At 32.6% G+C, this 13,991-nt stretch carries 16 protein-coding genes; 12 read left to right on the plus strand and 4 right to left on the minus strand.

The window, feature by feature from the left end:
• The first annotated feature begins 78 nt into the window (after positions 1 to 78).
• Positions 79 to 465 (plus strand): hypothetical protein, encoded by a 387-nt coding sequence (locus ACVEGE_RS14110; protein WP_173855798.1) that lies wholly within the window; start codon positions 79 to 81, stop codon positions 463 to 465.
• A gap of 288 nt (positions 466 to 753) precedes the next feature.
• On the opposite strand, the gene ACVEGE_RS14115 is transcribed toward ACVEGE_RS14110, so the two are convergent.
• Positions 754 to 1,647 carry an IS1595 family transposase gene (locus tag ACVEGE_RS14115; protein WP_192501064.1) on the minus strand — a complete coding sequence of 298 codons (894 nt, stop codon included), beginning with the start codon at positions 1,645 to 1,647 and terminating at the stop codon, positions 754 to 756.
• Between the two features lie 240 nt (positions 1,648 to 1,887).
• Between ACVEGE_RS14115 and ACVEGE_RS14120 the strand changes: the two genes are divergently transcribed.
• From ACVEGE_RS14120 to ACVEGE_RS14170, 11 genes are all read left to right on the plus strand, one after another.
• Positions 1,888 to 3,486 carry an oleate hydratase gene (locus ACVEGE_RS14120; RefSeq protein ID WP_192500703.1) on the plus strand — a complete coding sequence of 533 codons (1,599 nt, stop codon included), beginning with the start codon at positions 1,888 to 1,890 and terminating at the stop codon, positions 3,484 to 3,486.
• A 34-nt stretch (positions 3,487 to 3,520) separates the two neighbouring features.
• On the plus strand, positions 3,521 to 4,339 hold the full coding sequence (locus ACVEGE_RS14125) for a DUF1269 domain-containing protein (protein WP_192500702.1): 819 nt from the start codon (positions 3,521 to 3,523) through the stop codon (positions 4,337 to 4,339).
• 22 nt (positions 4,340 to 4,361) lie between these two features.
• Positions 4,362 to 5,072, plus strand: a complete 711-nt coding sequence (locus ACVEGE_RS14130) for a 2,3-bisphosphoglycerate-dependent phosphoglycerate mutase (protein WP_192500701.1) — start codon at positions 4,362 to 4,364, stop codon at positions 5,070 to 5,072.
• An 11-nt stretch (positions 5,073 to 5,083) separates the two neighbouring features.
• Positions 5,084 to 5,584, plus strand: coding sequence for a hypothetical protein (locus tag ACVEGE_RS14135; protein ID WP_192500700.1), 501 nt, complete (start codon positions 5,084 to 5,086; stop codon positions 5,582 to 5,584).
• A 17-nt stretch (positions 5,585 to 5,601) separates the two neighbouring features.
• Positions 5,602 to 6,177 (plus strand): HdeD family acid-resistance protein, encoded by a 576-nt coding sequence (locus ACVEGE_RS14140; protein WP_192500699.1) that lies wholly within the window; start codon positions 5,602 to 5,604, stop codon positions 6,175 to 6,177.
• A gap of 31 nt (positions 6,178 to 6,208) precedes the next feature.
• Positions 6,209 to 7,801 (plus strand): oleate hydratase, encoded by a 1,593-nt coding sequence (locus ACVEGE_RS14145; RefSeq protein ID WP_192500698.1) that lies wholly within the window; start codon positions 6,209 to 6,211, stop codon positions 7,799 to 7,801.
• A 277-nt stretch (positions 7,802 to 8,078) separates the two neighbouring features.
• Positions 8,079 to 8,537, plus strand: a complete 459-nt coding sequence (locus tag ACVEGE_RS14150) for a redoxin domain-containing protein (RefSeq protein WP_192500697.1) — start codon at positions 8,079 to 8,081, stop codon at positions 8,535 to 8,537.
• Between the two features lie 10 nt (positions 8,538 to 8,547).
• Positions 8,548 to 9,063 carry a DsbA family protein gene (locus tag ACVEGE_RS14155; RefSeq protein WP_192500696.1) on the plus strand — a complete coding sequence of 172 codons (516 nt, stop codon included), beginning with the start codon at positions 8,548 to 8,550 and terminating at the stop codon, positions 9,061 to 9,063.
• Positions 9,064 to 9,238: 175 nt separating this feature from the next.
• A complete protein-coding gene (locus tag ACVEGE_RS14160; protein WP_192500695.1) occupies positions 9,239 to 9,715 on the plus strand; it encodes a Dps family protein in 477 nt (158 codons plus the stop codon).
• A gap of 239 nt (positions 9,716 to 9,954) precedes the next feature.
• Positions 9,955 to 10,608, plus strand: a complete 654-nt coding sequence (locus ACVEGE_RS14165) for a BON domain-containing protein (protein ID WP_173855790.1) — start codon at positions 9,955 to 9,957, stop codon at positions 10,606 to 10,608.
• 262 nt (positions 10,609 to 10,870) lie between these two features.
• Complete coding sequence (locus ACVEGE_RS14170) at positions 10,871 to 11,767, plus strand: 3-hydroxyacyl-CoA dehydrogenase (protein WP_192500694.1); 897 nt, start codon at positions 10,871 to 10,873, stop codon at positions 11,765 to 11,767.
• A gap of 85 nt (positions 11,768 to 11,852) precedes the next feature.
• On the opposite strand, the gene ACVEGE_RS14175 is transcribed toward ACVEGE_RS14170, so the two are convergent.
• From ACVEGE_RS14175 to ACVEGE_RS14185, 3 genes are all read right to left on the minus strand, one after another.
• The gene (locus ACVEGE_RS14175) at positions 11,853 to 12,212 is read right to left on the minus strand and encodes a hypothetical protein (protein WP_173853891.1); all 360 of its coding nucleotides are present in this window, start codon (positions 12,210 to 12,212) and stop codon (positions 11,853 to 11,855) included.
• 54 nt (positions 12,213 to 12,266) lie between these two features.
• Positions 12,267 to 12,674 carry a hypothetical protein gene (locus ACVEGE_RS14180; RefSeq protein WP_173853890.1) on the minus strand — a complete coding sequence of 136 codons (408 nt, stop codon included), beginning with the start codon at positions 12,672 to 12,674 and terminating at the stop codon, positions 12,267 to 12,269.
• Between the two features lie 64 nt (positions 12,675 to 12,738).
• The gene (locus tag ACVEGE_RS14185; RefSeq protein ID WP_192500693.1) at positions 12,739 to 13,509 is read right to left on the minus strand and encodes an RNA polymerase sigma factor; all 771 of its coding nucleotides are present in this window, start codon (positions 13,507 to 13,509) and stop codon (positions 12,739 to 12,741) included.
• Between the last annotated feature and the right edge of the window lie 482 nt (positions 13,510 to 13,991).

Raw genomic sequence — 13,991 nt, forward strand, 5'->3', positions numbered from 1 at the left:
GTCATTTTAAACAGTACCTGAATGAGATACTTTTGATGAATATTTACTACACTAGTACTAACATTAAAAGCCTAAATCATGAAAAATGAAGTTTTATACAACAGCAATATGCATTTTGAACACGAACAATGGAAAGGGGAATTGGCCTTTTGGAAAGACGAATTAGTATTCTTCAATAACAAATTGAGCGAACTCGTGACTCGCTGGACAGACAAGGATGTATTGGCTCAATTAGAACATTATCAAAACGAATTTGTGTTGCACGGTGGTGTAATCGAAGATCTACAAGAAATTATCGAAAAACACGAGGAGCGTATCGCTGGACAAAGCATGACGGGTGAGAATGCTTTAGATATTCAATCTACTAAAGAACATTTAGCCTTTAGAGACAAAATGGAAACGCAAAGACATATTTACGCCGAGCTTAAAAAAGACTTTTTTAGATTCCTTGAAAAGTACATGTAATACTAAAAGTACTATTTCGTTTTTCAAAAAAAAAGAATAAAAACAAAGGTTGACTACTAATTTTAATTTGGTAGCCAACCTTTTTTTGTAGCACTACTTTTAGAAATAGAGTTGCATTTAAATTATAAAAATTGTTTGGGCGTGTCCCAAGGGCCGGGCTTTCCGCTACAATTCCTCGCTGCACTCCCGAAAAAAATCGGGAGTTTGCTGTGGGATTTCCACTTCAATCCCTCACGCAGCACCTTTGTCGAGATACTGCATTAAATTAATTTTTTTTGAGGTCAGTAGTTACGAACATATAATTTTAGATTGATATATTTTTTCTGACTCGACCATTCTTACTATCAAATTGTTGAATATTGTGTCTTTGCTTTGAGAACGGTTAATTCGATAACAAAATTCATCAAGATACCTGTTTATATTAAAGTCACTTACCGATGAATATGTTGTTCTAATCCATGATTTTACTTGATGAATCATTGTGTGCAATGCCATAAAATTCATCCCTTTGTTGCTTTCTATTTGTGTGATATTATAATCTCCAAATAAAGGACGATAACCTTTCCATTTATCTGTGGTTATTTTTGCATTTTTATTAATGTGCTTTTCAAATATTGTCTCTAATTCTTTGGCTGAATAATTATCAATTTTCAAGGCATACATTCTTTTAATTTTTCCTTCATCTGTTAGTTCCACTGCTGTTACAACCTTTTTTTTCTTGCTATCATAACTCCTGCCTACTTTACCTTTTTCCTTTCCTCCAATAACGAATTCATCAACATGAACAGTTCCGTCCATTGGATGATTCTCACTAGATTTCATCGCTTCTCTAATTTTGTGCATAAATAAACGTGCTGTTTTTTCTGTAACTCCATAGCGAACTCCCATGTAACTGGCAGATAAACTTTTAGTGGTGGTTGACATCTCAAAACATATAAAAAAGGCTTTGCGTAAACCAAACTTAACCTTATGAAATAAAGTGTTTGCCGCCGCGGTTTCTGTATGGCTGCAGATATTACAAGTTCTGGAAAAATCTTTGCGGATTTGACTCTTTGTATGCTTACATTTTAAACAAATAAATCCTCGTTCCCATTTATAATTTGCTAAATATTCTTTGCAGTGTTCATCTGTTTTAAACCGTTCAGCGAACTCTAAAAGGTTTTGCCCTGTAAATAAATCCATGTTTCCCTTGTTTTATTGATCTCTAAGATATGAAATTATCTACTTACCTCAAAATTTTTTATTTTTTGTGAGGCTGATCTAGATCAGTGCAACCGTTTTTATAACGCCTTAATTTTGTTCTTTGAAAACTTGTCAAGAGTTGTATTCGATTATTGTAAAAGGCATTTTAAATAATTGAATTTCAGTAACCAAGATGAGTTTGATTAGCAATAAGAAAAAAATAATTAATGTATTTTAATCATGAATAACAATCAAGATAAAAAAGCCTACTTCATAGGCGGCGGAATAGGATCATTAGCAGCAGCAGTATTTTTAATTAGAGATGGCGGATTAGATGGTAAAAACATTACGATTTATGAAAGTTTAGCTGTTTTAGGCGGAAGTTTAGATGCAGGCGGAAATCCACAACAAGGATATACTTTACGCGGATCGCGCATGTTAACATTAAATATTTACGAATGTACTTGGGAGTTATTCAAATCAATTCCATCACTTACAGATCCTAATACTTCTGTTTATGAAGAGACTGTTGCGTTCAATGAACGTGTAAAATCAAATGCAAAAGCACGATTAATTGACAAAAACCGAGCGATTGTAGATGCGTCTAAACTAGGTTTTTCTATGGAAAATCGTGCTGAATTATTGAAGCTAAGTGAAGCAAGTGAAGATAAATTAGGAAATAGCTGTATTTCTGACTGGTTTTCTCCTTCCTTTTTTGAAACTAATTTTTGGTTCATGTGGCGTACTAGTTTTGCCTTTTCACCTTGGCATAGCGCCGTAGAGTTTAAACGTTATTTACACCGATTCATGCAAGAATTTCCAAACGTAGAAACTATGACAGGAGTAAAACGTACCGTTTATAACCAGTATGACTCGATGATTCTGCCATTAATTGTTTGGCTTAAGTCGCACGGAGTGAATTTTATGAAAGAGTGTACGGTAACTGATCTTGATACTGCATATGAACTTGATCCCAAAACAGGAACCGAAAAGGTAGTTGTTAAAAACCTTATTTATGAAAATGCTGGAACTAGTAAAACAATTGGAGTTACAGCCAATGATTTGGTGTTTTTTCAAAATGGTTCTATGACAGATGCCTCAAGTTATGGTTCCATGACAACTGCGCCTAAATTTTACACAAAAGAAGACAGCCAAGGCTGGGCGATTTGGGAGAAACTAGCAAAAAAATATCCTGAATTTGGAAAACCAGAAGTATTTAATACCAATATAGCCGAGTCTTTCTGGGAATCATTTACGGTCACATTAAAAGACACCGCTTTTTTTGATCAAATGGAAAAATTCTCGGGTAATAAAGCAGGAACAGGAAGTCAAGTTACGCTTAAAGATTCGAATTGGTTTATGAGTTTTTCATTAAACAATCAACCACATTATAAAGACCAACCCGCTAATGTACAAGTGTTTTTTACTTATGGACTGCATCCAGATCGCGTAGGGAATTTTGTAGGGAAACCCATGACAGCTTGTTCTGGAGAAGAGATTCTTCAAGAGTTATGTGGGCACTTAAAATTTGATTATGATGTAGTGTTTGCCAATGCCATTTGCATTCCGTGTAGAATGCCGTACATCACTAGTATGTTCCTACCTCGTTTAAAAACGGACCGACCACTTCCAGTACCCAAAAACTCAAAAAACCTTGCGTTTGTAAGTCAGTTTGTAGAAATTCCGGATGATGTAGTATTTACTGTTGAATACTCCATCAGAGCAGCTCAAATGGCTGTTTATGAATTACTCGAGCTCGACCTTAAAATTCCACCAATTACAAAATTTGATAAGAGTCTAAAAGTGGAATTGGAAAGCGTAGTTAAAGCATTTCACTAAATAAAATAATAACTAACATTTTAAAACAAAAATTATGGCAAATATAATAGTGATTCCATTTACCGAAGAGGAAAATGCAATAGCAGCGCTACATAAAATAAAAGAATTGGATGGATATGGAGATATTACGCTCTATGAACACATGATGATTCGTAAAATAGAAAATAATCATTATGAAATTTTATTTTATAAAGAACAAGGAGAAGGTTGGAGAACGTTAACGGGAATGGCTCTTGGTGGGCTTTTAGGTTCTGTTGCTGGTCCTATAGGATTAGTTGTAGGATTGTATACAGGTGTTGTTGCAGGAGCAGCTTGGGATGTAAGTCGTCATGATTTTGGAGAAGAACTTATCCAGAAAGTCAGTAATAAAATGAACATTGGAACCATCGCAATTATTGCTGAGGTTGGCGAAGACAGTTCCATATTTATTGACGATGCAGTAAAACCTTTTGCGTCAGAAATAATTAGAAGTGAAGCCGGAATCGAATTTGACGATTATATCGATGAACATATTGAAGACATCGAAGATAAAATTGAAGAGGAACGTGAGAAACTAAGAAAAGCAACTACCGAAGAAAAAGACAAAATAAAAGCTAAGATTACCGATTTAAAATCAAAAAGAAAATCAAAAATTGCCGATTTTGAACATAAAAACAAATCGGCTTTAAAAGAAGTCGAAGCTAAAACAAAAGATAGAATTAAGAAATTAGAATCCCGTCTTAAAGGATATGAACTCGCTGTTGAAGATGCATTTGCCAAAGCAAAAATAAACAGAATAAAAAAGAGACTACAAAAGCAAGAAGAAAAATTAACGCACTTGCTTAGTGTTCTAGAAGAGGAAATTAGGGATTAGTCTAATTTTAAATCAATATTAAATGGGAAAACTCATACTGGTAAGACACGGAAAAAGTGTGTGGAATGTAGCCAACATATTTACAGGTTGGACAGATGTTGATCTTGCTCTAGAAGGAATAGAGGAAGCAAATGCAGCGGGTGAAATTATTAAAAGGCATCAAATTACAATTGATATTTGTTATTCTTCCTATCTAAAAAGAGCCATCCGTACAGGACTAATTATTTTAGAGCATGCTGATAGGATGCATGTAGATTTTATTAAAAGTTGGAAACTAAATGAGCGAAATTATGGTGCTTGGCAAGGAAGAAATAAAGACGAGGTAAAAAGAGAAGTTGGAGAAGAACTTTTTTTAAAAGTACGAAGAGGCTTTGATACTCCACCGCCCAGTTTGCAACTTACTGATAAAAGACATCCCAAATTTGATCACTTATATGATACTGTCAATAGTAGCTATTTACCAGCCTCAGAATCCTTAGAACAAACCGAAGTGCGCGTCGTTGAATATTTTTTTGAGGTTATTATACCTGAATTGGTAAAAGGAAAAACCGTTTTGGTAGCTGCACATGGGAATTCAATTAGAGGATTAATGGCGCATATTGAGAATATTAACTCCTCAGAAATTCCTAAAGTAACTGTGCCAACAGGAGTGCTGCAAGTTTACGAGTTTGACACTAATATGATTTTAAAAAAGAAATACAAACTAGAAGAAAAAAATAAAATTAAACTTTAATACAACCAATTATGAAAACAAATTTTTTATCCTTAACCATGATAACATTGATGGCAGGAACTATTTTAACAAGCTGTGGAAAAACAACAAAAGATGACGCATCTGCCGTAAAAGAGGATGTTACAGAACTGAACAAAGATTTAGAACAAGGAGCAAAAGATACGGGTGTTGAGACTAAAGAAGCCGTAAATGCAGACTGGAAAAAGTTTGAAGCTTCGTCTAAAATAGCTATTGAAAACACAGACACTCAAATTAAAGCGCTTCGGGATAAAATTGCTAAAGCGGATAAAGCAGAAAAAGTGAAACTGACTGCAAAATTAGATGAACTCGAAAAAAAGAATACAGAGTTAAAAGAGAAATTAGAAAAAAGAGGCGTAGCGTTCAAAGAGGATGTTAAGGAAATGAACCAATCAGCCAAAGAAGAGGAACAAGAATTTGAGAGAGAGTTTACTCATGATATGGATGAATTAGGGACTGCTTTAAAAGATCTTTTTAAAGACAATGTGAAATAATTTTTAAAAATGCAATTATGCCAACTACAATTTTAAGTTCGATGGAGTCTGCAGTAAAAAATTGGTGGATATCTCTTTTACTAGGTATTCTATACATTATTGTTGGAATATGGGTGTTTCAAACGCCATTAGTCAGTTATGTCTCTTTAAGTTTTATTTTTAGTGCCTTTATATTTGTTTCGGGAATATCCCAAATAGTTTTCGCTATTTCAAATAGAAAAAAGATACACAGTTGGGTTTGGTATCTAGCAGGTGGTATGTTAGATTTAGTAGTAGGAATGCTATTGATTTTGAATCCTTTAATGACAATGGCTATTTTACCATTCTATGTTGGATTCTGGTTATTGTTTCAAAGTATGATGGCAATTGGGTTTTCTTTTCAGTTTAGAACAGCCAATGTACCTTCATGGGGATGGTTATTATTCCTTGGAATCATGACACTATTGTTTTCATTTTTGTTACTGTCTAATCCTGTATTTGCAGGTTTAAGTATTGTTTACATGACAGCAATGGCAATGATAACCGCTGGAGTTTTTAGAATTGTACTCGCTTTCGAACTTAAAATACTACATAAGAGAATAACTGGTATTTAATACCAAAATGGACCATTTAGAAAATAAACTCATGAAAATTAAAAAAAATAAAACACCTCAAAACTCAAAAGTATATTTAATTGGAAGCGGTATTGCGTCACTAGCAAGTGCTGTTTACCTGATCAAAGATGCTAAAGTTAAAGGAGCAAACATCCATATTCTTGAAAAAAGTACAATCGCAGGTGGTGCACTTGATGGTGCAGGAAACAAAGACGACGGATTTGTTGTGCGAGGGGGACGCATGCATGAACCCCATTATACTTGTTATTGGGATTTATTATCGAATATTCCATCGCTAGAAGATCCGCTTTTAACGGTAACTGAAGAGTCTAATGAATTCAATAAACGATTTGTTTCTAACGGACAAGCGAGACTAATTAAAGACGGGAAGATACTGGATGTTTCTTCTTATGGACTTTCATTATTGGAACAAACAGAGTTACTACGACTACTATTTGCTTCCGAGAAATCGCTTGGAAAGAAAAGAATAGAAGATTGGTTTGACCAAGAGTTTTTTGTTACTAATTTTTGGTACATCTGGTCTTCAATGTTTGCTTTTCAAAAATGGAGTAGCCTGGCCGAAATGCGACGTTATATGCGACGTTTTATTCATATGATTGATGGATTGAATAAATTGGGAGGCGTAATGCGTACCAAGTACAATCAATACGATTCGGTTGTGGTGCCGTTAAAGCGTTATTTAGAAAAAGAAGGGGTGCAATTCACTATGGATTCTGAAGTGGTAGATATTGATTTTGATCTATCTGCTGATAAAAAAACAGCTACGGTATTGCATTTAAAAAATAAAAATGAAATTGTACTAACAGAGAATGATTATGTTTTTATCACCAACGGTTCCATTACTGATAGTACAGATAATGGTGCTTGGAATAGAGCAGCCAAACTAAAAGGATTTGAAGAATCTGGATCTTGGAAACTTTGGAAAAAAATTGCCGAAAAAGACACCGCTTTTGGAAATCCAAGTCCGTTTTGTGATGCTATCGATTTACAAAAATGGTATTCTTTTACCGCAACATTTAAAGACAGTACTTTTCATGACCACATGGAAAATTTTTCGGGAAATGTAGATGGAACTGGTGGTTTGGTTACACTAACCGATTCAAATTGGCTAATGTCAATTGTTATTGCGCGCCAACCTCATTTTCCAAATCAACCAGACGATGTCAAGATTTTTTGGGTATACGGTTTATACCCTGATCGAAAAGGAAACTACATTAATAAAACCATGGCCGAATGTACCGGAGCCGAAATCCTAGAGGAATTATGGTTTCATTTAAAGGTTCAAGAGATGATGAAGCCCATTACAGATGCTGGAAAAGTGAATTGTATCCCTACTGCAATGCCTTTTATAGATAGTTTGTTTATGCCTAGAAAAATGGGTGATCGACCAAAAGTATTACCAAAAGGAGCCACAAATTTTGCTTTTTTAGGACAATTTGCTGAGGTTCCAAAAGATGTAGTATTTACCGTTGAATATTCGGTTAGAACGGCACAAACTGCGGTTTATGGTTTATTTAAAACCGATAAGAAAGTGTTACCAGTATATGAGTCTATTCATAGTCCAGAAGCACTTATAAAAGCAGCTAAAGCGATTAGTAGATAAACTAAATATTAGTTGGAAAACTGTTTTTAAATTATTGCAGGATATAAAAACAAATTAATTGAATAGCATAAACTTTGATATAAAACAGCTGCGCCACGATTTTGGTCAGCTGTTTTTTGGCAATTATAATAGTTGTGAAAATATGTAAATGAAGTAATATAAGCTTACAATTATATAATTATCATTGGGATTACAATGGTTATATTTGAATATGATTTTAAAGAGACAAATGAAAAGTTGATTTGTTTCTAATGTTTAATTAAAATAATAAAATAGTATGTTACAGAAAAACGATATCGCACCTAATTTTACTTTAGACGCTTCACCTGATAAAAAAATATCTTTAGCAGACATGAAAGGGAAAAATGTAATTCTTGCATTTTACCCCGCAGATTGGAGTCCGGTTTGTAGCGATCAAATGGCTTTATACAACGAAACACTTAAATTTTTTAAAAAGCATGACGCCGAAATATTTGGCATATCAGTAGATAGTGTATGGTGCCATAAGGCTTTTACAGCATCTCGAAATTTACATTTCCCTTTATTAGCCGACTTTGAACCAAAAGGAGCCGTTTCAAAAGCTTACGGTGCTTATGATGAAAAATCAGGACAATCCAAACGAGCTTTATTTGTAATTAATAGAGAAGGAGTTATCGAATGGAGTTTTGTATCTCCAAATGAAGAAAACCCTGGCGCCGATGGTATTTTAGAAGCTTTAGAAAATATGAACAAATAAAAAAAAGAAAATGAGTTTACATCCAGACGTTAATAAAAAAGATCACATTAAAGGAGATTCAAACGCTAAATTAGAAATCGTAGAATTTGGAGATTTTCAATGCGGCCATTGTGGTGCAGCACATCCAGTTGTAGAAAAAATAATAAAGGAATTTGGAAACCAAGTTAAATTTGTATTTCGTAATTTTCCTTTATCAGAAATGCATCAAAATGCACGTGAAGCTGCTAAAGCCGCAGAAGCCGCTGCATTACAAGGGAAATACTGGGAAATGCACAAAAGTATTTTTGAAAACCAAGAGTATTTACAATCCAATGATTTTATAAGCCATGCTGAAAAATTAGGATTAGATATCCAAAAATTCAAAAAGGACATGCAACTAAGTAGTATTGCCGAAAAAATTGATGATGATTTTGAAAGCGGTATTCGTAGTGGTGTAAATGGTACGCCTTCTTTTTTTGTTAACGGAAATAAATTTGATGGTGATGCTTCTAATTTATTAGCAGTAATTGAGAGGAGTGTAGAATAGGAGCTACTTATTCTACCAAAAAACCACACTACTTGTAGTATTTAAGTTAAATTCCTTTTTTTGAAAAAGAAAAGAGAACGCTATTTTAAAAAAATATCCAAGACTGATCTAGGTCATTTTAATTGTTTTAGAACAGTAATACCTTTGAGTAATTATAAATTTAAAACGAAAAATAATGAAAACTCCAAACATCGGAATTTCAACTGAAAACAGACAAGCAATCGCTGACCAATTGTCAAAGATATTGGCAGATGAATTTATATTGTATTCAAAAACACTTAATTTCCATTGGAACATTGAAGGAGCTGATTTTCACTCTGTACACTTATATTTAGAAACTTTATACCAAGAACAACAAGAAACTGTTGATACCGTAGCCGAAAAAATACGTGCATTAGGTCATTATGCACCTGCCACTTTGAAGAAATATTTAGAATTAACGCATCTTACGGAAGAAACAAAAGGTAAAAATGATAGTCAAAGCATCTTTGCTGAGCTATTACAAGATCACGAAAGTATTATTGTATTTATCAGAGAAGAGATAAAACCCATTGCTGATAAAATGAAGGCTGATGGAATTAGCGATTATATCACAGGATTAATGGAACAACATGAAAAAACCGCTTGGATGTTGCGTTCTCATTTAAAATAAAATTGTTGCAATAATTGTAACTAAAAAACAATTTATTAGCCCAAATAGAAGTTATTCTATTTGGGTTTTTTCTTTTTGATTGCGCTAGTTTTATTTTTCACAAAAATAAAATGTGCAATGATTTTCATCCTTTGTTAAAGTTTTATAAAATAACGGTGTGCTGATGTAGGTCAGTGTCAGTGCTTTATAGTCGTTATATATTTGGTCTATAATTATTCATAATTTAAATAATTGAAAATATGAGAACAGATCTTAGCATTAAAGAAAATGTTTTGGAAGAATTACAATGGCAACCAAGTATTGACGAAACTCAAATTGGAGTAATTGTAAAAGATGGAATTGTGACACTATCTGGAACCGTAGACAGCTATGTAAAAAAACAAGAAGCAGAAAAGGCGGCTAGGAGTGTAGTTGGGGTAAAAGGAGTAGCTGAAGAGATAGCGGTTAAATATGGTACGAATTCTAATAAATCAGATACTGAAATAGCTACTGCAGCAGTTAATGCCTTAAAATGGAATATATCTGTACCTGAAAATAAAATTGAGGTTAAAGTCGAAAATGGATGGGTTTATTTGACCGGTGAGGTACTGTGGGATTTTGAAAAAAATGCTGCTAAAAGAGCTGTAGAAACGCTAACTGGGGTTCATTATGTAGTGAATAATATTGCTCTTAAAAATACAGTAGATGCTGTTGATATTAAAGAAAAAATTAAAAAGGCATTTGAACGTTCGGCTGATATTGATGCTAAAGATATTATTGTAAAAGCTGATGGCCATACTATCAAACTGACAGGTAAAGTGCATTCATTAAAAGAAAAAGATAAAGCTAAAACAACAGCTTATTATGCACCTGGAGTATGGAGAGTAGAAAATGAGTTGGAAGTTGAATATTAGTTTTAATCAAAAGATAACGAAGAATTATTTACAATTGTTTTCTTATTAAAAGCCCTAGTTCTATTGACAGATTAGGGCTTTTTTTTCACTGACTTAGATCATTTTATAATTATCTTTAAATTGCTAATTTTGAAGTAATCTTATTTTATTTGAGAAAAATAGTAAGATGTATGACAAAATTATACTGCATCAAACTTGAATTTCAATAAATAGATAAGGCAATATTTTGGCTAAAACAGAATAACAATTTAAATACTATAAAATGAACTATAAAAATATTACCGTAGCAGGAAGTGGTGTTTTAGGATACCAAATTGCTTTTCAAACCGCATTTCATGGATTTAATGTGACCGTTTATGATATCAATGATGCTGTATTAGAAAAAGCTAAAGCAAAATTCAAAGACTTGAGTGAATCCTATAAAAAAGATTTGAAGGCAACGCAAGAACAGTTAGATCAAACCTTTAAAAACCTGAGTTATAATGCTGATTTAGGAGCAGCAGTTGCAAATGCCGACTTGCTCATTGAAGCGGTTCCAGAAAATCCAGCGATAAAAATTGATTTTTACCATAAATTGGCCAAAGTTGCTCCCGAAAAAACAATTTTTGCGACCAACTCATCAACGCTTTTACCAAGTGATTTTGCAGATGCTACAGGAAGACCAGCAAAGTTTTTAGCGTTACATTTTGCAAACACAATTTGGATTCACAACACAGCCGAAATCATGGGCCATGCCGGAACAGATCCGAACGTTTTTAAAGATGTCGTGCTTTTTGCTAAGGCTATTGGCATGCTCGCTTTGCCAGTACTTAAAGAACAACCTGGATACATTCTTAACTCTTTATTAGTACCTTTATTAAGTGCTGCGACTAACTTGCTAGTGAACGAAGTTGCTGATGTGGAGACGATAGACAAAACATGGATAAAAGCAACTGGTGCGCCAGTAGGGCCTTTTGGAATTTTAGATGTTATAGGCATTACAACGGCGTATAATGTTAATGTAATTGCAGCAGAGAAAACGGAAGATGCGTTAAAAATAAAAACGGTAAAATACTTAAAAGAGCATTTTATTGATAAAAATAAATTAGGTGTTGCTACAGGTGAGGGGTTTTATAAATACCCTAACCCAGCATATGAAAATCCTGATTTTTTGAAGTAGGTTTATTTAATTTAAGCCTACTAATTCAAGTAAAAAAAGAGGATAAACAGATTTAATGCTGTTTATCCTCTTTTAATTTAAAGAGTTAAGAACGTTTTTTAAGGTATCCTTTTAAAATATCTATTTGAAAAGCACCAACAGTAGATAAATTGGAATCGGCGTTCATTAGTACCAAACCATAACCTAAATCAGACAGTTTGCAATCTTGAATTATTTCGTTATTGATGCCGCTATAAATGGGCATAAAATGTTTTTCAACTTCAATTCCTGAAACATTTGCGACTTTGATAGCTGTTGTAAATGCATTAGCAATTTGATCTGGCGATAATCCCTTATCTAATAAATCACTAGCCAAATGTTTCATGTTTTTAGCATTGTAAAAATGCATGAAATTTTGAATATTGTCATTTACTTTGTATTTTTTCTTGTATAGTAATAGTTGCATGGCTTGTAGTTTCTAAATTAATAAAGAAATATGCTTGTTATTTACTTTTTAAAATTATAGTCCTTTTTCATAATCAAATAACATTTTTTTGAATTTGACAAAATCTTTAGTAAAAGTGTTCATTCTTAGAAGAATTTGTTGATGTTTTTCTCTGTAATCATTATCGGATAATCCCTTGTCACCTTTTTCAATTTTGGATAATAATTTTTCGTGTTCAATAATACTTTGTTCTAAGTCTTGAAATAAATCATTGTAAATAGTATCAATATTGTTTAATATTTTTTGATAGTTAGAATTACTTTTTTCAGCAGTTGATTTTTTCTTTAATACTACATTAAAAAATGTGATTTCGTCTTTCCATAAATTAATGTGGTCTAACCATTCTTTACTTTCAAAGTGTAAAACGTCTAATCCTGCACCAAGTAAGAACTGTGCTTTTGGATTTAAAATAGCTGTGCTCATAATTGTTTGTTTTAATTTATTTTAATAGTGCTAATGCTAAGAATTTTTAATTAATAAAGTTATATTAATCAATAGCAAATCTTTTAAGGAAACTTGCTTGTAATGCTTGTTTAGCGTCATTTAAAAGTTGGGAAACTTCTTCTAGGGTATTGTTTCTAATTTTGGCAATTTCTTCTAATTCTAGTTGTTCAATAGTGAACAATTCAAATACATTGCGCATGGAATAAGGCAAATTGTAGAGTACCATTTGAATGTGATTTTGAATTTCTTCGGCACTTAATTCTTTGTCTATTTTTTCGATCAACGCTTTTTGATTGTCTTCTATAAAAACATGATTTAAAGTATAGTCGTTATGGTTGTATGAAATGTCATCAAGTTCTTCTATCATCAAGAGATGTCCATCTCCATCAGTGCTAAAATTTTCTTGCATAGCATCCCATTCTGGTTTAGAATAATCATCAATGTTTTTAAAGAAAAATTCATCAAACTCTTCTTCTACAGTAATATCGTCTAGAAGTTCATTCGTTTTCTTAAACAACCAGAGATAAAAATCCTTCTCTTGTTTTACCTCATCAATGTGATCATAGATTTCGATAAAAAGTTGGTCAATAATATCGTCGGCTTTGATTTTGTTTTTGGGGAAGTGCCCTTTTTTAATTGCAATATTGAGTTGCCCGTTTACATACTTTTTTATTTCAGGCATTATTTTTAACACCAATGCATTAAAGGAAGATTTATCGTCTTCTTTTTTTAGTTTAATAAGATCCGGATACGTATTGCTTACGAATAAACGAAACTCTTTTTTGTTTTGGTAATAAGAAATATTTGTTTGCATAAATGATTACTTTAATAAGTTTATTGTAAAGATAGGTACTTGATTTTTTTTCTAAAATGACGCAGGTCAGTCTGTTAAAATTGATTAGGTTGTTCACTTAAATTTTAACTGTAAAATAGGAGCATTATCTTAAGATAAGATGATTTCAAGAAAAAGTTCTTTAGAAACAAGAGCTTAAAAATAATATAAAACTGATGTAGGTCATTTAGAAGATGGCAAACAGTTACTATTTTTGTGGTATAAAAAAAGAAAATTGTTGTTTAAAATATAGATTTTCACTGTGGTAATGAAAGTCTTTAAGGTATTAGAAGTTGTTTGTGCAGGGTGTTTTTTAAAATTAGCAATTGGTTGTTAATAATTAAAAATACAATTATAAAGTAGGACTAATACTTTCAAAGGAACTAAGACAATTTAGTCTTAGTTCCTTTTTAAATACAATTAGAGTGCCCAAAGTAGGACTATAATATGAAAATGTTGATTTG

The organism is Flavobacterium sp. PL002 (genome assembly GCF_054165825.1).